Annotated in this window: 17 protein-coding genes; 8 read left to right on the top strand and 9 right to left on the bottom strand. The window is 70.1% G+C overall.

Annotated elements, in window-relative coordinates:
- Window positions 1-23 precede the first annotated feature (23 nt).
- The 3 genes from AC3ZJJ_RS14055 to AC3ZJJ_RS14065 form a co-directional block, all read right to left on the bottom strand.
- Window positions 24-1,430 (bottom strand): aldehyde dehydrogenase family protein, encoded by a 1,407-nt coding sequence (locus AC3ZJJ_RS14055; RefSeq protein WP_489895855.1) that lies wholly within the window; start codon window positions 1,428-1,430, stop codon window positions 24-26.
- Window positions 1,431-1,594: 164 nt separating this feature from the next.
- Entirely contained in the window at window positions 1,595-2,554 is a 960-nt protein-coding gene (locus AC3ZJJ_RS14060; protein WP_489892437.1) for an AraC-like ligand-binding domain-containing protein, read from the bottom strand.
- A gap of 91 nt (window positions 2,555-2,645) precedes the next feature.
- Window positions 2,646-3,413, bottom strand: coding sequence for a GntR family transcriptional regulator (locus AC3ZJJ_RS14065; RefSeq protein WP_489892438.1), 768 nt, complete (start codon window positions 3,411-3,413; stop codon window positions 2,646-2,648).
- A gap of 165 nt (window positions 3,414-3,578) precedes the next feature.
- On the opposite strand from AC3ZJJ_RS14065, the gene AC3ZJJ_RS14070 reads away from it, so the two are divergent.
- Both AC3ZJJ_RS14070 and AC3ZJJ_RS14075 read left to right on the top strand, forming a co-directional pair.
- Window positions 3,579-5,144, top strand: a complete 1,566-nt coding sequence (locus AC3ZJJ_RS14070; protein WP_489892439.1) for an ABC transporter substrate-binding protein — start codon at window positions 3,579-3,581, stop codon at window positions 5,142-5,144.
- A gap of 35 nt (window positions 5,145-5,179) precedes the next feature.
- The gene (locus AC3ZJJ_RS14075; protein WP_489892440.1) at window positions 5,180-6,097 is read left to right on the top strand and encodes a dihydrodipicolinate synthase family protein; all 918 of its coding nucleotides are present in this window, start codon (window positions 5,180-5,182) and stop codon (window positions 6,095-6,097) included.
- Between the two features lie 28 nt (window positions 6,098-6,125).
- On the opposite strand, the gene AC3ZJJ_RS14080 is transcribed toward AC3ZJJ_RS14075, so the two are convergent.
- Window positions 6,126-6,923 carry an Fpg/Nei family DNA glycosylase gene (locus AC3ZJJ_RS14080; protein WP_489892441.1) on the bottom strand — a complete coding sequence of 266 codons (798 nt, stop codon included), beginning with the start codon at window positions 6,921-6,923 and terminating at the stop codon, window positions 6,126-6,128.
- 231 nt (window positions 6,924-7,154) lie between these two features.
- On the opposite strand from AC3ZJJ_RS14080, the gene AC3ZJJ_RS14085 reads away from it, so the two are divergent.
- Entirely contained in the window at window positions 7,155-8,450 is a 1,296-nt protein-coding gene (locus AC3ZJJ_RS14085; protein WP_489892442.1) for an MFS transporter, read from the top strand.
- A 40-nt stretch (window positions 8,451-8,490) separates the two neighbouring features.
- Here the strand turns inward: AC3ZJJ_RS14085 and AC3ZJJ_RS14090 are convergent, their stop codons facing one another.
- Window positions 8,491-10,080 carry an AbgT family transporter gene (locus AC3ZJJ_RS14090; RefSeq protein WP_489892443.1) on the bottom strand — a complete coding sequence of 530 codons (1,590 nt, stop codon included), beginning with the start codon at window positions 10,078-10,080 and terminating at the stop codon, window positions 8,491-8,493.
- The gene (locus AC3ZJJ_RS14095) at window positions 10,077-11,321 is read right to left on the bottom strand and encodes a M20 metallopeptidase family protein (protein WP_489892444.1); all 1,245 of its coding nucleotides are present in this window, start codon (window positions 11,319-11,321) and stop codon (window positions 10,077-10,079) included. The genes AC3ZJJ_RS14090 and AC3ZJJ_RS14095 overlap by 4 nt, the downstream gene beginning before the upstream one ends.
- Window positions 11,322-11,452: 131 nt before the next feature.
- Here AC3ZJJ_RS14095 and AC3ZJJ_RS14100 point away from each other — a divergent pair, with 131 nt between their 5' ends.
- Window positions 11,453-12,439 carry an Lrp/AsnC family transcriptional regulator gene (locus tag AC3ZJJ_RS14100; protein ID WP_489892445.1) on the top strand — a complete coding sequence of 329 codons (987 nt, stop codon included), beginning with the start codon at window positions 11,453-11,455 and terminating at the stop codon, window positions 12,437-12,439.
- A 13-nt stretch (window positions 12,440-12,452) separates the two neighbouring features.
- Here AC3ZJJ_RS14100 and AC3ZJJ_RS14105 read toward each other — a convergent pair whose 3' ends face one another.
- Window positions 12,453-13,160 carry a TetR/AcrR family transcriptional regulator gene (locus AC3ZJJ_RS14105; RefSeq protein WP_489892446.1) on the bottom strand — a complete coding sequence of 236 codons (708 nt, stop codon included), beginning with the start codon at window positions 13,158-13,160 and terminating at the stop codon, window positions 12,453-12,455.
- Window positions 13,161-13,267: 107 nt separating this feature from the next.
- Between AC3ZJJ_RS14105 and AC3ZJJ_RS14110 the strand changes: the two genes are divergently transcribed.
- Genes AC3ZJJ_RS14110 through AC3ZJJ_RS14120 form a run of 3 tightly spaced genes read left to right on the top strand, consistent with a single transcriptional unit; the run spans window position 13,268 to window position 17,117 of the window.
- The gene (locus AC3ZJJ_RS14110; RefSeq protein WP_489892447.1) at window positions 13,268-14,689 is read left to right on the top strand and encodes a flavin monoamine oxidase family protein; all 1,422 of its coding nucleotides are present in this window, start codon (window positions 13,268-13,270) and stop codon (window positions 14,687-14,689) included.
- Entirely contained in the window at window positions 14,686-15,594 is a 909-nt protein-coding gene (locus AC3ZJJ_RS14115) for a universal stress protein (protein WP_489892448.1), read from the top strand. The genes AC3ZJJ_RS14110 and AC3ZJJ_RS14115 overlap by 4 nt, the downstream gene beginning before the upstream one ends.
- Window positions 15,591-17,117: an APC family permease gene (locus AC3ZJJ_RS14120; RefSeq protein ID WP_489892449.1), complete on the top strand. Its 1,527-nt coding sequence runs from the start codon at window positions 15,591-15,593 to the stop codon at window positions 17,115-17,117. The genes AC3ZJJ_RS14115 and AC3ZJJ_RS14120 overlap by 4 nt, the downstream gene beginning before the upstream one ends.
- A gap of 12 nt (window positions 17,118-17,129) precedes the next feature.
- On the opposite strand, the gene AC3ZJJ_RS14125 is transcribed toward AC3ZJJ_RS14120, so the two are convergent.
- Complete coding sequence (locus tag AC3ZJJ_RS14125) at window positions 17,130-18,080, bottom strand: endonuclease/exonuclease/phosphatase family protein (RefSeq protein WP_489892450.1); 951 nt, start codon at window positions 18,078-18,080, stop codon at window positions 17,130-17,132.
- Between the two features lie 196 nt (window positions 18,081-18,276).
- Here AC3ZJJ_RS14125 and AC3ZJJ_RS14130 point away from each other — a divergent pair, with 196 nt between their 5' ends.
- Entirely contained in the window at window positions 18,277-19,788 is a 1,512-nt protein-coding gene (locus AC3ZJJ_RS14130; protein ID WP_489892451.1) for an FAD-dependent oxidoreductase, read from the top strand.
- A gap of 30 nt (window positions 19,789-19,818) precedes the next feature.
- Here the strand turns inward: AC3ZJJ_RS14130 and AC3ZJJ_RS14135 are convergent, their stop codons facing one another.
- Entirely contained in the window at window positions 19,819-21,042 is a 1,224-nt protein-coding gene (locus tag AC3ZJJ_RS14135; protein ID WP_489892452.1) for an NAD(P)/FAD-dependent oxidoreductase, read from the bottom strand.
- Between the last annotated feature and the right edge of the window lie 5 nt (window positions 21,043-21,047).

Here is a 21,047-nt window from a genome sequence, read left to right on the forward strand (position 1 = left end):
CGAAAGTGTGGTGGGGGGTGTGGCTAGTTGCTGATGACCTGCGGGGCGCCGAGGCCCTTGAGGCCCTCGAGCCCGAACTCGAGCCCGTAGCCGGACTGCTTGGTCCCGCCGAACGGCATCCTCGGGTCGACCGCGCCGTGCTTGTTGATCCACACGGTCCCGGCCTCGAGCCGGGCCGCGACCTCCCGCGCCCGGGCCGGGTCCGAGGACCAGACCGACGCGCCCAGGCCCACGTCCAGGCCGTTGGCCATCGCGACCGCCTCGTCGAGCGTGGAGTACCTGATGATCGGCAGGGCCGGCCCGAACTGCTCCTCGGCGACCAGCGGGTTCCCGTTGTCGATGTCCGCGACCAGCGTGGCCGGGTAGAAGAACCCCGGCCGGTCCGCGTCCGGGTTCCCGCCGAGCAGCACCCGGGCGCCGGAGTCCTTCGCGGCCTGGACCAGGCGCGCGACGACGTCGTACTGCGCCCGGTTCTGCAGCGGCCCGAGGACGTTGCCCTCGTCCAGTCCCACGCCCATCGGCATGGCCTCCGCGACCGCGGTCAGGGCCCCGCACACCGCCTCGTAGAGGTCCTCGTGGACGTAGAGCCGCTTCAGGGCCGCGCAGGTCTGGCCGGTGTTGATGAACGCGCCCCAGAACAGGTCCTCGGCGATCGCGGCCGGGTCGGCGTCGTCCAGGACGATCCCGGCGTCGTTCCCGCCGAGCTCCAGGGTCAGGCGCTTCACGGTGTCCGCACTGGAGCGGATGATCGCCTTCCCGGTCGCGGTGGACCCGGTGAACATGACCTTGTCCACGCCGGGGTGCCCGGCCAGGGCCTCGCCGACCTCGCGGTCGCCGGAGACGACGTGGAGCACGCCGGGCGGGAGCCCGCGGTTCAGGACCGCGGCCAGGCCAGGACGGACAGCGCGGGTGTGTTCGGAGGGTTTGAGCACGATCGTGTTGCCCATCCGCAGGGCCGGGGCGAGCTGCCAGACGGAGATCATCATGGGCCAGTTCCAGGGTCCGATCGCGCCGACGACGCCGAGCGGGCGGTAGTGCAGCTCCGCGCGCCCGCCCTCGTCGTCGACGAGGACCTCGGGGGCGAGCTCGAGGGCCGCGGTCGCGCGGAGCCACGCGGCGCACGCGCCGACCTCGAAGCGGGCGTTGGGGCCGTTGAGCGGTTTGCCCTGCTCGCGGGAGAGCAGCTCGGCGAGGGCCTCGGCGGACGCGTCCACGGCGGCCGCGGCCCGCTCGAGGAATTCGGAGCGCTCGGCGTGGGTCAGGGCCGCCCACCCGGGTTGGGCGGTGCGGGCCGCGGCGAGCGCGGCGTCCAGGTCCGCGGGGGTGTGTTCGGGGGCGCGGCCCACGGTCTCCCCGGTCGCGGGGTCGTTGATCTCCCGCCCGCCGTCACACGGCTCGATCAAGGCCAACAGGTCCCGGTAGGTGCTCAGCTGCGTGCCGGACTGGATCGACATCGTTGTCTCCTGCTCTCGGGGGCCGGGCCGTGCCGCGGCGGTGGATGGGCTAACTCCACTGTGCCCCACGACACACTTGAGGGACTTGTCTATCCCGGCGGGCTCCTTGTCCGCGAGCGCGGGCCTCTCGGCCGGCCCCCTCAGGCGACTCCGCCGCCCTGTCGGTAGCGGGACGGAGAGGATCCAAAGGCCGCCCGGAACACGCGGCTGAAGTGGGCCGGGTCGTCCAGGCCCCACCGGGCGCCGATGGCGCCGATCGGCACCTCGGCGTGCAGCGGATCGAGAAGGTCGCGCCGGCAGCGCTCCAGGCGGCGCGCCCGGACCCACCCCGCCACCGTGTGCCCGGCGTCGGCGAAGATCTGGTGCAGGGTGCGGGTGGAAATGAAGTGCGCCGCGGCGATTTCCCGGGGCCCCAGGCCCGGATCGGCAAGGTGCGCCTCGATGTGGTGCTGGACCCGGCGGAGCAGGCGGGCATGCCCGTCGGCGGCCTGGTCCGGCTTGGAATAGACCTCGTTGGCCAGAAGCGTGGCAAGCAGGTCCACCACGTTCATCGCCAGTCGGTGGCCGATCGGGCCCTGAAGGGTCGGGAGCATCTCGCCAATCTGGGCGAGGAACGGGGAGATCGCCGCACCCAGGGGACGGCCCCGACCCATGCTGACCGCGGTGAGTTCGGCGACATCCTCCGGCGACAGCCCGAGCAGGTGCTGCGGGAACATCAGGACCAGGGTTTGGAAGTCGCCGTCGAACGTCAGGGTGTAGGGACGCTGCGTGTCGTAGATGGCCAGGTCTCCCGGGCGCATCACCGTTTCGCGGCCGTCCTGGAGCAGCAGGCCGCGGCCGCCGAGCTGGAGATTCAGCTTGTAGTGGCCCTCGCCCCCGGCCGCGATCAGCTCGGGGGTGCGCAGCACGGTGTGGCCGGAGGCGCTGACCCTCATCATGCCGACGTCCTTCAGCCGCCTTCCGCCGACCCGCCCCCGGAACCTTCCGGTGCCGGCACCGGCGGGGTCCGGGCGCAGCGGCTCCGCGTCCAGCGGCACGAACGAGGCCGAGATGAGACTGCGCCACTGGGCAAAGGTCTGGGCGTCCCGAACCTGGTACATCGTTGTCCCTTCCCGGAGCGGCGCACGTGACGCGCGGCACACGCAGCACAATGTACCGCAGGGACCCGGCAATTGCCCGGGTTGGTCCGGGTCAGGCGGGCGAGCCCGGCCCTTGCGCGCCGGAGAGCACGCGCTCGAAGAATCGGCGCATGTGGCCGGCCGAGAGGCTCGCCGCGAGTTCCGCGTCCCCCGCCTTCGCGGCGTCGAGGATCTCGCGGTGTTCCACCCACTCGAACCCGGACGGGTGCTCGGCGCGGCCCTCCGCGTCGTGCCAGGCGACTACGCTGATCAGCGCCGTGCGGTCGCGGAGGTTGTCCAGGACGTCCCGCATCAGCGGGTTCCCGCAGCCGGCGTAGAGCAGCGAGTGGAAGTCGCGGTTGACGAGGCTGAGCTCGGCACGGTCCCCCGCGCTGTCGATCATGCGCCGGGCGGTGGCCAACGCCTGTTCCGCCCGCTCCAGGTGTTCCGCCGATCCGGCGGCGACCGCCTGCCGCACGGCCTCCGGCTCGATCAGCAGCCGCAGGTCGCGGACGGCCCTGATGAAGTCGGGGTCCACCGTCTGGACGCGGACGCCCTTGTACGCAACGAACTGCACCAGCCCGGAGTTGGACAGGATCTTCAGCGCCTCGCGGACGGGCGTCTTGGACACGCCGAACTGGGCGGCCAGTTCGGCCTCGACCAGGGGCTGGCCGGGGCGCAACTCATTGGTCAGGATGCCCCGCCGAATGGCCGCCAGGACAACGTCGATCCGCGACTGCGGCAGGTCCAGCTTGATGGTCACGCGCTCACCCTTCTGTTGCGCCCGTCCGGGCGCCTGGAAAACGTCGGCGGAGGCATCGTCGGCTGTGACTGTTGACACACCGGCGACGCCTGCCTAGGCTTCGTACATCGTATATTAGACATCGGATGCCATTGATCCTAAGTTCATTATGCGCCGTCCGCGCAAGCAACGGACGCCCCAGTTCAGTCCGGCGAGGCGCGCATCGGAGCCCGCCCAACCGGTCCACATCTTTGGAGGACAGCCATGGCACGACCCCATTCCCCCGCCTTCGGCACGCGCCGCGCCCTGGGCGCATCGATCGCGCTCGCCGCGCTTCTCGGCACGCAGGCGTGTGCCATGGACACGGCGGCCACGGGCTCGCCGGAATCCGCGGACACGCTCCGCATCGTCCTGAAAGAGGAGCCGCCCACGCTGGAGACCTGCCAGGGATCGCAGAACTCCACCGGCCTTGTGACCAGGTCCAACATCGCCGAGGGATTGACCTCGCGCGACGCGACCACGGGCGAGCTGGACCCGGCGCTCGCCACCGCGTGGGAGCAGACGGCCGACAACACGTGGACCTTCACGCTCCGTGAAGGCGTGAAGTTCCACGACGGAAGCGCCTTCGACGCGGAGGCGGCCGCCTTCTCGATCGAGCGCGCCCTGCTCCCGGAGATGGCGTGCGACGTCGCCGGGCAGTTCTTCGGCGACCACAAGATCACCACGGAGGTCCTCGACGCGACCACGCTCGAGGTGACGACCGCCGTCCCGGACCCCATCCTGCCGCTCCGGCTCGCGTTCGTGGGAATCGTCCCGGCCACCACCGACAACACGGCGAAGGTGCGCGAGCCCATCGGCACCGGCCCGTACCAGCTCAAGGAGTGGCAGGCCGGCACCAGCCTCTCACTCGAGCGGTTCGGCGACTACTGGGGCGAGGCCCCGGACTTCGGGACGGTCGAGTACGTCTGGCGCTCCGAGGGAACCATCCGCGCCGCCATGGTGACGAACAACGAGGCGGATGTGGCCATCACCCTGGCTCCGGAGGACGGCGCGGGCGACTCGGCCGTCCAGTACAACACCAACGAGGTCACCTACATGCGGATGGACGCCGGCATCGCGCCGCTGGACGACCGCCGCGTCCGCGAGGCCGTCAACTACGCGATCGACAACGAGAGCCTGCTGGCCTCGATCTTCGCCGGCCAGGGCCAGCTGGCCACCCAGCTCGTCCCCGAGGGCGTCATCGGCCACAACCCGGACATCGAGCCGTGGCCCTACGACATGGACAGGGCCAAGCAGCTGATCGCGGAGGCGAAGGCCGACGGCGTCCCCGTCGACGAAAAGATCACCATCATCGGCCGCACCGGCTTCTACCCGAAGGCCGACGAGGCCATGGAGGTGGTCCAAAACGCCCTCACCGAGGCCGGCCTGAACGTCGAGCTCCAGATGGGCGACGTCAACACGTGGCTGCAGCACCTGCTCCGCCCCGTGCCCACGGACTTCGGGCCGCGGCTGCTGATGGGCATGCACGGCAACCAGGCCGGCGACGCCTCCTTCACCATGCCGAACAACCTGGGCAGCGAGGGGGCGCAAAGCAGCTACGGCACGGCCGAGTTGGACACGATGATCGCGGCCGGCGAGGTGGCATCGGACCAGGAACGCCAGGACGCTTTCGCCAAGGCGCTCGCCTACCAGAACGACGAGATCGTCCGCGACGCCATGATGGTCCAGGTCGGCGCAACCCTGGCGCTGTCCCCGAAGGTCGACTACGAGCCGACCACGGCCACCGGCGACGAGATGCGCGTCGCCGACATGCACAAGGCCACGCCCTAGCCGGCGCCCACCCAATCCCAAAAGGAGAACAGAACATGAACTTCGAGCTCTTGCGCGAAAGGCTGGCCGGCGTTGTCGCCATTCCCGTCACGCCGTTCGACGACAACGGTGCCATCGACGAGGCGGCCTTCACCCGCGTAGTGGCGCGAATGGTCGAGGGCGGCATCCGCGTCGTCACCCCGAACGGCAACACCAGCGAGTACTACTCGCTCACGGCGGCCGAGCAGCGGCGCTGCGTGGACCTCACGGTCCAGGCGGCCGGATCCGGTTGTTCAACGCTGGTCGGTGTCGGCGGATCGGTGGCCACCGCGATCGAGGACGCGGGCGCGGCACGCGCCGCAGGCGCACAGGCGATCATGGTGCATCAACCCGCACACCCTTTCGTGTCCCTCGACGGGTGGTTCGAGTACCACCGAGCCATCGCCGAGGCCGTCCCGGAACTCGGGGTGGTGTTGTACCTGCGCAATCCGCGCATCGACGGAGCCACCGTGGCACGGCTGGCCGATGCGGCCCCCAACCTGGTCGCCATCAAGTACGCGGTACCCGATCCAGTGCGGTTCGCCACCGTGCTGAGGGACTGCGACCGGGAGCACCTGGTGTGGATCGCGGGCCTCGCCGAGCTGTCCGCGCCCGGCTACTGGGCCGTGGGAGCCACGGGCTTCACGTCGGGTTTCGCGAACGTAGAGCCGGCTCTCTCCCTACGGCTTCTCGACGCGCTGCGCGCCTCGGACACGGGGGCGGCGATGCGCGTCTGGGAACTCATCCGCCCCTTCGAGGAACTGCGGGCCCGGAACGAGGCCGAGAACAACGTTTCCGTGGTCAAGGAGTCCCTGGCTCAGCTGGGGCTGTGCCAGCGCGACGTGCGGCCGCCGATCAGCACGCTCGCGGCGGCCGACCGCACGCTCGTCACCTCGATGATGCGGACGTGGGACGAGGCGCTGCGTACGGTTTGATCCGAACGGGGCCCGTTCGGAAGCGGCGCTAAGGCAGGCGGCCGGCCGTGCCCGGCACGGCAGATGCGCTGAGGACGCCGCCTGCCTCGTCGGACGGCAGCGGCTGGCATTGGGGACACCAGTAGAGATCCTGGCCCCCGATGGCGGCGCTTCCGTCCGGCGCGGACGCGTCGAACGTTTCGTGGACCACGGGGTCCTCGCAGCGCGGACAGGGCAGGCCCGCCCGCGCATAGACCGAATACGGCGCGCCAAGCGACGCCGGGGCGGTGCTGCGCCGGACCCGGTCCTTGTTGGCGTGGAGGAGTTTGTGGGCCAGGTCCACGATTTTGGCCATGTCCTGCACTTCGCCGGCCGGCGTCCGCGGATTGGTGCGCGCCAGAAACAGAATCTCCGAGCGGTACACGTTGCCCAGGCCGGCGATCAGGCGCTGGTCCAACAGGGCCAGCCCGATCGGCCGCGCCGGATCCGATGCGAGGCGGCGGGCGGCCTCGGCGGGATCCCAGGAGTGCCCGAGCGGATCGGGGCCCAGATGTCCCACGGCGCGCGGCTCGTCGGTGGTGCGGATGACCTCCAGATACTCCAAGGCAAACCCGACGGCCTGGAAGGCGTTGTTGCGCAGCACCAGATCCGCACGCGAAGCCGGCACGCGCGAACGCTCCCCGGTGGCGTAGACGTCCCACCTGCCCGCCAGGGTCATCCGCGAATGGATGCTGAGACCCCCGGCGCGGATCAGCAGGTGCTTGCCCCGGGACACCACCGAACCAACCTTGCAGCCGGTCAGATCGAGACTCCCATACCCCTGTAGACGGAACTTGCTGGACTCCAAGGCTCTTCCCGCAAGCGCGGCATCGAGCCTGCGGGCTGCTTGATAGACAGTGTCTCCCTCAGGCACTGGACCGTCACATCCTTCTTTTATTCGTGGCCGACCCCCTCAGCCTGTTTACAGCGTAAACCCTAGTCGGCGGACGTACTAGACGTACCGCTTCATTGCGGCATATTAAATACCAGAATGATTTATCCCGCCAGTGGAAGGCGGAAACGGGATTACGATCGACGGGTGAAAACCACAAGACGCGGCAGGATCCACCCCGCCTGGGTCGTCGCCGCCCTGACGCTGCTGGCACTCGTGGCGGGGGCCGGATTCCGCTCGACGACGGGCGCCCTCTTCGAGCCGCTGGAGTCCGAATTCGGATGGTCCCGGTCCGGGACCAGCCTTGCCGTGACCCTGAATCTCGTGGTGTACGGGTTGACGGCACCGTTCGCCGCCGCGCTGATGGAGCGTGTGGGCATCAAGCGCGTGGTGATGGCGGGTCTGGCACTCACCGCGATCGGCAGCGGCCTCACCGTGGTGATGTCCGCCATCTGGCAGCTCTGGCTGCTGTGGGGCCTCTTTGTTGGCGTGGGGACGGGGGTCATGGCCCTGGTGTTCGGCTCCGTCGTCGCCAACCGCTGGTTCGTCAAGCGGCGCGGGCTGGTGATGGGCATCTTTTCCGGCGGCAACGCGTGCGGGCAGCTGATCTTCCTGCCCCTGATCGTGTCGCTGGCACACCACCCCGGCTGGCGCGCCGCCGCGCTGGTCACCGCCCTGGTGGCCGCCGCGATCATCCCGTTCTTCGCCCTGTATTTCTCCGACCATCCCCGGGACCGCGGGCTGCGCGCGTACGGGGAGGATCCCGAGAATCCCTCGCCGAAACCTGCCAAGCCGTCTGTGTCCGCGGGGCGCATGGCCCTGCGGGTACTGCGCGAGAGCCTGAACCGGCGGGCGTTCTGGATCCTGCTCTTCACGTTCTGCGTCTGCGGCTGGTCGACCAACGGGCTGATCCAGACCCACTTCATCCCGGCCACGCACGACCACGGCATGCCCGCGACGACCGCGGCCGGGTTGTTGGCGCTCATCGGCGTGTTCGACCTCGTCGGAACGGTGGCCTCCGGCTGGCTGACCGACCGGATCAATCCCGCGGTCCTGCTGGTGTTCTACTACGCCCTGCGCGGGCTCTCCCTGGTGTTCCTCGATGCGCTGCTGGGATCGACCATCGAGCCGCCGCTGTGGGCCTTCATCGTTTTCTACGGCCTGGACTGGGTCGCCACCGTGCCGCCGACGGTCGCGCTCTGCCGCGAGCACTTCGGCCCCGAGTGCGCCAGCGTGGTGTTCGGCTGGGTCTTCGCCTCGCACATGGTGGGCGCCGGCGTCGCGGCCGTCACCGCCGGCTGGATCCGGGAGTCGACCGGCAGCTACGCGTCGGCGTGGACGCTCGCGGCCATCCTGTGCTGGCTTGCCGCCGCTTCCCTGTTCCTGCTGCGCCGGGCCCCGCGGAACGAGGAACTCCGCGGGGACCGGCTGCCGGTCTCCTGACCCGACCGTCCCGCGCGGGCCGTAGGCGCACCGCGCGGGCCTACGGCTCGAGGAAGATCCCGTTTCCCGGCCCCAGCGGCAGGTCCAGGAAGAAGAACACGCTGAGGATGGCCACCCACGCCAGCCAGAACGGGATCACGAAGGGCAGCATCCGCGCGATGAGTGTGCCCAGCCCCGCCTGCGGCTCGTACTTCCGCAGCATCGTGAGCAGCACGATCATGTAGGGGTTCAGCGGCGTGATGACCTGGGTGGCCGAATCGCCCACCCGGAACGCCGCCTGGATGAACGCCGGCTCGTAGCCCAAGAGGACGAACAACGGCACAAACACCGACGCCATCAGGGTCCACATGGCCGAGCCGGAGATGATGAACAGGTTCAGCAGCGAGGCCAGCACGATGAACGCCAGGATGGCCGGATAGCCGGTCAGCCCGATGGATTCGAGCCCACCCGCCCCCGCGACCGCGATCCACTGCCCGACGCCGGACCAGTTGAACAGCGCGATGAATTGGCCCAGCATGAAGGCCAGCACCAGAAAGCCGACCATGTCCCGCACGGCCTCGCCCATCACCCGCGGGACGTCGCGGCCCGTGGTGATGGTGCCGACGATCCTGCCGTAGACCAGGCCGGGAACCGTGAACATCATAAAAACGATGAAGACGATCGAGCTCAGCAACGGCGACTTGGGCAGGAACGCGCCCTCCTCGTTGCGCCAGGGGGATCCCGGCACCAGGACCGCGATGGTGATCGCGGCCGCGACCAGCACCCCGGCCGCCACGGCCCACCTCAGGGCCTTTGCCTCGCGCGGCTCCAGCTCGGCACGCATGGCCTGGGCGGACGACGGCGCCGCGCCGGGCGTTTTGTCCGCGTCCTGCGTGGTCTCCTCGGTCGGCACACCCTGGCGGGTGAGCCTGGGCTCAAGGACCCGGTCGATGATAAATCCGGCGATCAGCATCAGCACGACCGACGAGACGATGTTGAAGAAGTAGTTGGAGACGGGCGTGACGATCGCGCCGGGATTCGGCAGCGACGCCGTGACCGCGGTGGTGATGCCCGCGAACAGCGCATCGAGGCTGGTGACGAGCAGGTTGGTCGAGTACCCGGCGCCCGCTGCGGCGAAGCCGCCCAGCAGGCCCGCGACCGGATGCCGCCCCGCGGCCTTGAAAACCAGTGCGGCCAGCGGCGGAATCACAACGAACGCGGCATCGGCCATGATTGAACCGAGGACACCCACCACGCCGACGGCGTAGGGCAGGGCCCAGCGTGGGGCCGAACCGAAGGCCTTGCGGATCATGGCGGCCAGCAGCCCGGACTTCTCGGCCACCCCGACGGCCAGCAGGATGGGCAGCACCGTTGTCAGCGGCGGAAACCCGAGGTAGTTTTCGCCGATGTTCTGGGTCAGCCAGGTCATTCCCTCCGCCGTGAAGAGGCCCTTGATGGAGGTGGCCTCCTCCGCCCCCGGCACTTGGACGGACACGTTCGCCCACGCCATGCCCGTGGACACGACAGCCGTGGCGGCGAAGAGGATGAGGAACAGCATAAAGGGGTCCGGGAGCTTGTTCCCGACCCGTTCGACCCCGCTGAGGAAGCGGTCCATCGGGCCGGGTCGCTTGGTGGTGGCGGTGGCGCTCATGCCGTGTGTCCTTCCGTCGCGAGTTGGTTGAGCCGGGCTTCGGCGAGCTCGGCGTACAGGGCCGCGCCGTCGGCCAGCACGCCGTCGTCGAACGTCGCGAACGGCGAGTGGTTGAACGGGGCCGCGTCCGGGTCCTGCCCCGGTGTTGTGGCGCCGAGACCGACGAACGCGCCGGGGACCGCCTGGAGCACGCGGGAGAAGTCCTCGGACGCGCTCAACGACTGCTCGAGCCGCACGCTGCGCCCGTCCCCGAAGAGTTCCGCCGCGACACCCTGCGCGAACAGCGCCTCGTCGGCATTGTTGACCGTGACCGGATAGCGTGGCCGGAACTCGACGTCGGCCTCCAGACCGTGGGCCCGGGCGATGTGTGTCAGCAGCCGCGGCGCCGCCTCCTGGATACGGTCCCGTGAGGCGGTGGAGAACGTCCGGACCGTGGCCTCGAAGTACGCCGAGTCGGGGATGACGTTGGACGCCGAGCCGGCCCGCAGCAGACCGACGCTGATGACGATCGGATCGAGCATGTTGAACTGACGCGTGACGGCCACCTGCAGCGCGGTCACCATCTCCGCCACGGCCGTGACCGGGTCCTTCGCGTGGTGCGGCGCGGAGCCGTGCCCTCCCTCGCCGCGCACTGTCACGATCAGCGTGTCCGAGGCGGACATGATGGTTCCCGGCTTGGTGACGAAGCGCCCGTTCCCCACCAGTCCGGAGAAGACGTGCATCCCGAAGGCGGCATCGGCCCGCCGCCCGGCGATGTCCAGGATGCCCTCGTCCAGCATGATGCCGGCACCGTTGCACCCCTCCTCGCCCGGCTGGAACATCAGGACCACGTCCCCTGCCAGCCGATCCCGCCTGCCGGCAAGGAGCCGGCCGGCCCCCGCCAGCATCGCCGTGTGGAGATCGTGGCCGCAGGCGTGCATCGCCCCGTCCACCCGGGAGCTGAAGTCGACGCCGGTGCGTTCCTGCACCGGCAGCGCGTCCATGTCCCCGCGCAGAAGCACCACCGGGCGCCCGGGGCCGCCGGGGGTTCCCGCGCCGGGGGTCCCCGTACCGCGAAGCACAGCGCCGATGGACGTCAGGCTCTTGCCAAGCGTGATCTCCAGCGGCAGGTCCTGCAGGTTGGCCAGCACCTTTTCCTGGGTGCGCGGCAGGTCCAGCCCGATCTCGGGCTCCCGGTGCAGCTCGTGCCGGAAGCGGACCAGGTCCTGCTGCATGTGCCGTGCGTCCTCGACGATTGTCATGGATCCTCCTGCGGTGACTAGGCTCTCATTTCGGACGAGCGTATGTCTTGGATGCTTTCCGTTCGCGAAATTGATGGATAACTGCATTTGGCACGCTGAAATACGAGAAGGAATGCGTAGGTGGTGTGACCATGGACGTCACAGAGGAGGACTTGTCCCTGATTCATGCGCTTCAGATCGCCCCGCGAATCAGCTGGATCGACGCGGCGGAGATCCTGGAGACCCATCCGACCACGCTGGCCAACCGATGGGAGCGCTTGCGCCGTTCCGGCCTCGCGTGGGTGACGGCGAACGAAATCGGCACCACCATGGACAGCGCACTGTCCTTCCTCGACGTCGAATGCACCCTGGCGGAGCGCGGCTCCGTGATCGACGCGCTCTGCGGGATGACCGAGGTTGTTTCGGTGGTCGAGTCGGCGCGCAACCGCGACCTGATGCTGATTGTCCAGACTCGGACGCTCGCGGACCTGGGGAGGTCCGTGGTGCCGCGGCTGACGGCCATTCCGGGCGTGACCAGATACCAGGCGTCCATGTGCACCCGGCTACACACCGAGGGGCACTCCTGGCGCCTGAATGTGCTGAACAAAAAACAGCAGGCCCTCCTGGAGGCAGTGGTGCCGCAGAAGTCGGAGCGTCGGGCCGTTTTGACCGACGCGGACCGGCGCATCCTCAGATGCCTCACGCGCGACGGCCGCGCGACGGCGGCCGAGATAGCGCGCGCGATCGGCGTCCACCCCACCACCGTCAGCCGGCGACTGAACCGCATCCTGGCCTCGAACCTGCTGTCCTTCCGCTGCGAGATGGCCCAACAGTATTCCGCCTATCCCGTGAGCTGCCAGTGGTTCGCGAACGTGCCTCCGGGCCAGCACGAGGCCGCCGCCGAGGCGCTGAAGGGCTTCAACAACCTGCGGCTGTGCACGTCGACCACGGGCACGTCGAACTTCACGTTTGTGATGTGGCTGAAGTCCGTGGAGGACGTGATGTCTGTGGAGCTCGCGGTGACGGAGAGGATCCCGGCCATCCACTTTGTGGAGAGCACGGTGGCGCTGAACTACCCCAAGCGCGTGGGCTGGATGCTGGACACGGACGGCCGCGCCACGGGCCGGGTCGTCGTCTAGGCCGGGAGCAACCTTAGGCGGGGGAAGGCTCGCCCTGGGCCCTCCGCGCCATCAGCCCGGCCAGCATCGCGTCCAGCCCCATCGCGAAGGCGGCCTCCGCCGCCGCGGCCCCTCCCTCGCCCTGCGCGGCCACCGCCGATTCGAAGAAGGGGTGCCGCGCGGCGTGCCGCCCCGGCGCGAAGATGTCCGCCGGGGCCGTCGCGTCCATGGCCGAGCCGAAGATGAAGGACTCCAGTGCCACAATCGCGGCCGCGATCTCCGGCGCCGGCCAGCCGGCGTCGGCGAACGCCTTGGACACAAGCTCGTACATGTCCAGGGTGCGGGGCGATTCGGAGACGGGCAGCACGGCGATGACCGGAATCAGCGGCGCATGCTCGGCGAAGACGTTCCGGTAGGAGGTCGCCCAGCGCCGCAGCGCGGCCGGCAGCGCAAGCGTCCCGAAGCCCGTGGAGTCGACGGTCGCCATCAGGTCGTCCTGCACCCATTGCAGGATCTCCTGCTTCGACGCCGCGTGGTTGTAGAGCGCCGAGGGGGCCACTTCCAGCGCCTTGGCGAGCGCCGTCATGGTCAGCGCCTCGTAGCCGCGTTCGCCGACGATCCGCAGCGCCGCCCGCGTGATCTGCACGCGATCCAGCACCGCCGCCCTCGGGCGCCCGGCCCGGCGAGGGGGCTGCGACCCGTTTCCGGCGTCGACGGCGCCGGTCGCGTTCCGACTTTTCATGCGGCTCCCATCGGGTGTTCCACTTCACAAACGGCACGGTGTGCGCCTACCATCATATAAATGAACGTCATTCATATAGACGCTGGAACGAGAGAATAGGTGATTTTATGGCAACGATCGACCGCGACGTGGTTGTGATCGGGGCCGGGCCCACCGGCCTGACCGCCGCCTGGGAGCTTCGGAAGGCGGGGCATACCGTGGCCGTACTCGAGGCGCGCGACCGCGTGGGGGGCCGCACGTGGACGGACACCGTCGACGGCGCGACGCTCGAGATCGGCGGCCAGTGGATTTCCCCGGACCAGACGGCCCTGTACTCGCTGCTCGGAGAGCTCGGGATCCAAACGTACGAGCGTTATAAGGACGGCGCGTCCGTTTACATCGGCTCCGACGGCGTGCGCACCGAGTACACCGGCGACGACTTCCCCGTGCCCGCGCAGACCGTGGCGGAGATGGACCGGCTGACCGCGGAACTGGACGCCCTCGCCGCGGACATGGATCCGGACCGCCCCTGGGACCACCCCCGGGCCGCGGAGCTTGACCTCGTGTCCTTCCACCACTGGCTGCGGGCGAACTCCGCCGACGAGGCGGCCTGCGAGAACATCGGCATGTTCATTTCGGGCGGCATGCTGACCAAGCCCGCGCACACGTTCTCCGCCCTGCAGGCCGTGCTGATGGCCTCCTCGGCGGGCTCCTTCACGCACCTTGTCGACGACGCGTTTATCCTCGACCGGCGGATCGTCGGGACCATGCAGGGCGTCTCGCTGGCACTGGCCGAGCGGCTTGGGGACTCGGTCCACCTGGAAAATCCCGTGCTGCGCCTCGAATGGGACGCCGACGGCGTCACCGCCCACGGGGCCAACGCCACCGTCCGCGCACGGCGGGCGATCGTCGCGGTCCCGCCGAACCTCTACTCGCGCATCTCCTACGTCCCCGCCCTGCCGCGCCGGCAGCAGGTGGCGCACCAACACCAGTCCATGGGACTCGTCATCAAGGTCCACGCCGTCTACCCCACCCCGTTCTGGCGGGACAAGGGCCTGTCCGGGACCGGCTTCGGTCCCGCGTCGCTGGTGCAGGAGGTCTACGACAACACGTTGCACGGCGACAGCCGCGGCACCCTGGTCGGGTTCGTCTCCGACCTGAGGGCGGACGAACTGTTCGCGCTCGAGCCGGACGAACGCCGGTCCCGGGTACTCGGGTCGCTCGCGTCGTTCCTCGGCGAGGAGGCGCTCGCGCCCGACGTGTACTACGAGTCGGATTTCGCGTCCGAGGAGTGGACGCGCGGCGCCTACGCCACCAGCTACGACCTCGGCGGTCTGCTGCGCTTCGGCCCCGGCCAGACGGACGCGGTGGGGCCCCTTCACTTCGCCTCCTCCGACCTGGCCGGGGCGGGCTACCAGCACGTGGACGGCGCCGTGCGCATGGGCCGCCGCACGGCCGCGCGCATCGCGGCGGACTTCGGCGGCCGGCGCCCCGACGAAGGCTACGACGGCACCGTCCCCGCCTTCCAGCCTTCGGCCGCCAGCGCATGAGCACCGTCGGGACAACCTACGTCGTCGGCTACACCGCCGATGCGCGGGGAGCCGAGGCGGTGGCCCTGGCGGCGTCGATCGCGGGCGGCTCCGCGACGACGCTGGTCCTTGCGATCATCCTTCCCGAGCACACTCCCTTCGACGCCGTCTACCCGGGCACCGACCAGGGCTACGACACGATCCTCGGCGACACCGTGTCGACGTGGGCGGCCGAGGCACTCGCCCTCGTTCCGCGGCACATCGCGGCGCGCGTGGTGGTCCGCAGCGCCCCCTCCGAGGTCGAGGGCCTGATGTCCATCGCGGCCGAGACGCACGCGGACACCATCGTCGTCGGCACGCAGCGCCGCGGCCTCGCGGGCCGCTTCACCGTGGGCAGCGTGGCCACGGCGCTGCTCCACTCCTCACCCGTTCCCGTGCTCCTGGCCCCGGCGGGCGCCGCCGTGCCCGCGCCCGAGGGCCCCGGCCGGGTGACCGCGTTCGCCGGGAACCGGCCGGGCGCCGCTGCCGTGATCCGGACGGCCGCCGCGGCCGCGGTGCGCCGCGGCATCCCGCTGCGCGTCGTCTCGCTGCTGGACATGGACCTGCGCCAGAACGACGCCGGGGCGCGCGCCGAGCTGACGCGGGAGACGGAGGAGGCCATCGCCTCCGTCGTCACGTCACTCGGTGTCCTCGCCGATGTGGTGGTCGCCGCGGGAGACTCCGTCGAGGACGCCGTGAACGCCCTGGACTGGGCCCCGGACGAGGTGGCCGTCGTGGGCTCCAGCCGGCTCGCCCGGAAACACCGGCTCTTCCTGGGCAGCACCGCCCAGCGCATGTTGCGCGTGCTGCCCGTCCCGATGATCGTCGTCCCCCGCGGCTACAAGCCCCCGGCGCTGCGGACCCGAGCAGCAAGGCAGGAACCATGACCAACACCGTGATCGGCAACGTGCCGGAGAACAAACCAGACGCCGACGGCCTTGGCCAGAAAGGCCTCAGCAAGGGGGCCGTGGGGCTCCTCGGCGCCGTGGTCATCGGCGTCTCGTGCATCGCGCCCGCCTACACGCTCACGGCGGCACTGGGCCCCACCGTGGCCGAGGTCGGGACGCAACTCCCGGCGATCTTCCTGGCCGGTTTCCTCCCGATGCTGCTCGTGGCGCTTGGCTACCGCGAGCTGAACAAGGCCATGCCGGATTCCGGCACGTCGTTCACCTGGGCCACCCGCGCCTTCGGGCCGTGGATCGGATGGATGGGAGGGTGGGGACTGATCGCGGCGACCATCATCGTCCTGTCCAACCTCGCGGCGGTCGCGGTCGACTTCTTCTACATCCTCATCGCCCAGCTGACCGGCAACGAGGCCATCGCCGACCTCTCGACGGACCTGTGGATCAACATCCCCACCACTCTGGTCTTCATCGCCGGCGCCTGCTGGATCTCCTACCGCGGGCTCCACGCCACCAAGACCTTCCAGTACGTGCTGGTCGCCTTCCAGCTGCTGGTGCTGGGCTGGTTCGCCGTGGCGGCCTTCGCCCACGTCGCCAACGGCACAGCCTTCGACGCGACACCCGTCTCGCTGGACTGGTTCAATCCGCTGGCCGTCCCGTCCCTGTCCGCGTTCGCCGCCGGCGTGTCCCTGTCCATCTTCATCTTCTGGGGCTGGGACGTCACGCTCACGATGAACGAGGAGACCAAGGACCCGGATCGCGTCCCGGGCCGGGCCGCCACGCTGACGGTCCTGGTCATCATGGCCGTGTACATGGTGGTCTCACTGGCTGTGATCTCCTTCGCCGGCATCGGGGACACAGGGCTCGGCGCCGGAAACCCGGACAACCAGGAATCCATCTTCGCCGTTCTCGCGGCCCCGGTCATGGGACCGTTTGCGATCCTGATGTCGCTGGCGATCCTGTCCAGCTCGGCGGCGTCGCTGCAGTCCACGTTCGTCTCGCCGGCGCGGACCATCCTGGCGATGGGCTACTACCGCGCGCTGCCCGAACGCTTCGCGCGGGTCAGCCCGCGTTTCAAGTCCCCGTCCACGGCCACGATCACCGCGGCCGTCGCCGCCGCCGCGTTCTACGTCGTCACGCGGCTCATCTCCGAGAACGCCCTGTGGGACACCATCACGGCGCTCGGCATGATGATCTGCTTCTACTACGGCGTCACCGCCCTGGCCTGCGTCTGGTACTTCCGCAGGGAACTCCTCCGCGGCTGGCGGAACGTCGTCTTCAAGCTCCTCGCTCCGGTCGTCGGCGGAGTGATCCTGCTGGTGATGTTCGTCAAGACCGCCTACGACTCGATGGACCCGGACTACGGCTCGGGCAGTTCCATCGGCGGCGTCGGCACCGTGTTCATCCTCGGCATGGCCGTGTTGCTGCTGGGCGTGGTCCTCATGGTCGTCACCCGGATCAAGAGCCCGGGATTCTTCCGCGGAGAGACGCTGCGCCGGCTGCGGTAGGCCGTTGGACGGCTAGAGCGAAACCAACGCCTGCACCGGCGTGTGGTCCGAGGGCCAGCGGCCGCCCTTGGTCCACGTGCTGATCGCCGCGCTGTGCACCCGAACGCTCCCGGGCGTGGTGAGGAGCCAGTCGATGCGGTCGCCGCCGTCGGCCGGCTCCGCATAGTTGGGGAACGTGCCCCACCCGGCGCTGACCTTCTTCTCGGCAGTCAGCCAGCTGTCCCCAAAGGGGCCGGACCCCACGAGCGTCGAGTAGGCGGCGGAATCCCCGGCCACCGCGTTGAAGTCGCCGGTCAGCACCATCGGCACCCCGGGGAAGCGCTCGGCCAGTCCCACGAGCATCGTGGCGCTCTTCGCGCGCGCCGGCTCCGACTGGTGGTCGAAGTGCGTGTTGGCGGCCACGAATTCGCGGCCGGTGTTCTTGTCCCGGAAACGGCCCCACACGGCGACGCGCGTCACCGTGTTTCCCCAGGTCGCCGAGCCGATGACGTCCGGGGTGTCGGAGAGCCAGAACTGGTCCCATTCCAGCAGTGCCAGTCGCTGGGCGTTGAAGTAGATGGCCGAGTACTCGCCGCGGTTGCCGCCGTCCCGGCCGTAGCCGATCATCCGGTAGCCCGCCGGCAGTCCTGCCTCGATCGCGGGAAGCTGGTTGAACTCCGCCTCCTGCACCCCCAGCAGGGTCGGCTGTTCCACGCGCAGGAGCTGTTCGACCAGCGGCGCGCGGTCCGGCCAAAAATCAGCCTGGCCGGGCGCCGTCCCCGCGCGGTCGTACCGGATGTTGAACCCCATGACGTGCAGCTTTTCGCCGCCGGCCGGGCCGATCAGCGGCGCGCTGCCGCCCCACTCCGCCCGTGCGGCGGCGGCCGGACGGGCGCCGGCTCCGACGACGGCGGTCGCGGCCAGGGCGCCGAGTCCCGCCACCGCGTGGCGCCGGGAAACGGGATGGGTCAGGATGCTGGTCACTGGTCTCTCCTTCGGGCGGTGCCTCGCTGGTTCCCTTCGATTCTCGACAGCGCGGGTGAACCGCAGGGTGCCGGCGGGCAACGCCCAGTTCAACTCCGGGCGACAACCGGCACGCGCCGGACGCTCTGGCCCAGGGTCCGGCGCTGGGGTAGGCTCGCGGCCACCAACGGCGTCACAGGTATGAACGGAGCCCGCCATGACCTCGCTTTGGCTCGATCGTGGAACCCCACCCGTCTCCGACGCCTTCGAGCCGGACGCCAGGTACGACGCCGTCGTCGTCGGGGCGGGACTGACCGGCCTCGCCACGGCGCTACTGCTGGCCCGTTCGGGGTTGGGCGTGGCGGTCCTGGAGGCGCGCACCGTGGGCGCCGTGACCACGGGCAACACAACCGGCAAGCTCTCCCTGCTCCAGGGCACGGTGCTGTCCGGCATCCGCAGGCACTTCCCGGCGAAGGTCGCGCGCGCCTACGTCGAGGCGAACCACGAGGGCCAGGCGTGGCTCCTGCGCTATCTGGAGGAACACCGCGTGCCGGTGCAGCGCCGCGACGCGTACACCTACGCTCACTCCGCCGAGTCGGCGGTGACGCTGGACCGCGAGCTGAACGCGGCGCTGGAAGCCGGGCTCGACGTGGCGCTCACACACGAGACCGGCCTACCCTTCCCCACGCACGCCGCGTTGCTGCTCGCCAACCAGGCGCAGGTGCAACCCGTGGAGGTCCTGGACGCGCTGGCGGCCGACCTGCGGTCCCGCGGTGTCCCGATCGTCGAGGGCGTCCGGGTGCAGGACGTCGCGGCGGGCGACCCGGCCGCCGTCCACACGACCCGGGGCACGGTCCACGCGACGCAGGTGGTGCTGGCCACCGGCACGCCGATCCTGGATCGCGGCCTGTACTTCGCCAAGCTGGAGCCCTCGCGGTCCTACGCCGCCGCCTACCGTGTGCCCGGGGCGCCGTCGAGCATTCCCGCCGGCATGTACCTGTCCGTGGACAGTCCGGGGCGCTCGCTCCGGACGGCGATTGTCGGGGACGAGGAGCTGCTGGTGGTCGGCGGCAACGGCCACGTGGTGGGGCGGGAGAAGGACACCGGGCACCTCGTCGAGGATCTGGACCAGTGGACCGCGCGCCACTTCCCCGGGGCGCGGCGCACGCACCGCTGGTCGGCGCAGGACTACCGCAGCGCCAACATGGTGCCGTTCGTGGGCAAGCTGCCACGCGGTGGCGGCAAGATCCACGTGGCCACCGGCTATAACAAGTGGGGCCTGACCAACGCGGTCGCCGCCGCGCTGACCATCAGCGCGGACATCCTGGGCGGACACGTCGCCTGGGCCGAGACGCTGCACCACCGCATCACCGGCCCGGCGGACCTGGCGTCGGGAATCAAGCTGAACGCCGGCGTGGCCGGGCATCTGGCGGCCGGGTGGGTCAAGGCGGACACGTCGGTCGACGCGCGCCGGGCCGAGGAGTCGCTGGCGGAGGGCGGGGGCGCCGTGGGGCATGCCGGGGTTAAGCCTGTCGCCGTGTCGCTCGTGGACGGCGAGACCTGCCGCCTGTCCGCCGTGTGCACGCACCTCGGCGGGATCCTCACCTGGAACGGCGCCGAGAAGTCGTGGGACTGCCCGCTCCACGGCTCCCGCTTTTCGCGCACCGGGGAACTGCTGGAGGGCCCGGCGACGCACGATCTGGAGCGGCTGGACGGGCCGCGGTCCTGACACCGGCGGCGTGGCCCGTCGGCCGGGGCGCTACGCGCGGCCCTTCAGGATCAGGTGCCAGTAGACCCGCGGAAAAACGTGGCGGTCCACGACCCACTGCCAGCGACGCTCCTTGGCCATCCGCAGCCACGGGAAGGTCGGCCGGGGGCGGTACCCTTCGTCGAACTCGGCGAAGAACGCGGTCCCCCGGCTGAGGGTGAACGGACACACCGAATAGCCGTTGTAGCGCTGCGACGGCTCCCTGCCGTCCAGCACGGCCTTGAGGTTCTTGGCGAGCACCTTCACCTGTTGGCGCAACGCTCCCCCTGATTTGGAGTTCGGCGTCCCCGCCGCGTCGCCCAGCGCCCAGACATTGGCGAAGCGGGGGTGCCGGAGCGTGAACGCATCCACCTCCACGAACCCGCCGCGGTCGCCCGCGGCCGGCAGGTCGGTGGCCTTGAGCCAGTCGGGCGCCGACTGCGGCGGCACCACGTGCAGCAGATCGTAGGCTATGGCCTCCTTGCCGCGCGGGCCGACGAGCTCCAGCGTCCCCGCCCCCGCGTCGACCGAGGCCAGGGTCGATTCGGTGCGCAACGTGATGCCGTACTCGGCGATCTTCCGGTCGAGTTCGCGGTCCACGTCCGGCATGCCGAAGACGGTCGGGGTGGGCACCACCATCACCACCGCGATGTCCTGCAGGACGCCACGCCCGCGCCAGTAGTCGCACGCCATGTAGGCGATCTTCTGCGCCGCGCCGGCGCACTTCGCCGGCCCCGGCGGCTGGGTGAAGACGGCGGTGCCGGAGCGCAGGGTCCGCACCAGTTCCCAGGTCTTCGGCACCAGCCCGGCGTCGTAGTTGGACGTGCCGCGCGGGTCCCCCATGGCTGCCCGCAGGCCGGGCACGTCGTCCCAGTCCAGCTGGACACCCGGGCACACCACGAGCTGCCCGTAGGACACGCGGCGGCCGTCGGCCAGCAGGACCACGTTGTCCTCCGGTTCGACGCCGGACGCTTTGCCCCTGATCCAGGTCACGCCCCGGGGAGTCACGTCCGCCTGCGGACGCACGGCCTCGCGCATCTGCGCCGCACCCGCCCCGATGTGGGAGAAGAGCGGCTGGAAGTAGTGCCGCTCCCCGGGTTCGACGACGGCGACGTCGTCCACGCCGTAGCGGCCCAGGCGCGCCGCCAGTGAGATGCCGGCGTTGCCGCCCCCGATGACGACCACACGGTGGTGCTCCGTGGCGCTTCCGACCCGATCCCCGCCCCGCGCGCCCATCGACC

The sequence above is a fragment of the Arthrobacter sp. AOP29-A2-19 genome, from assembly GCF_058138025.1.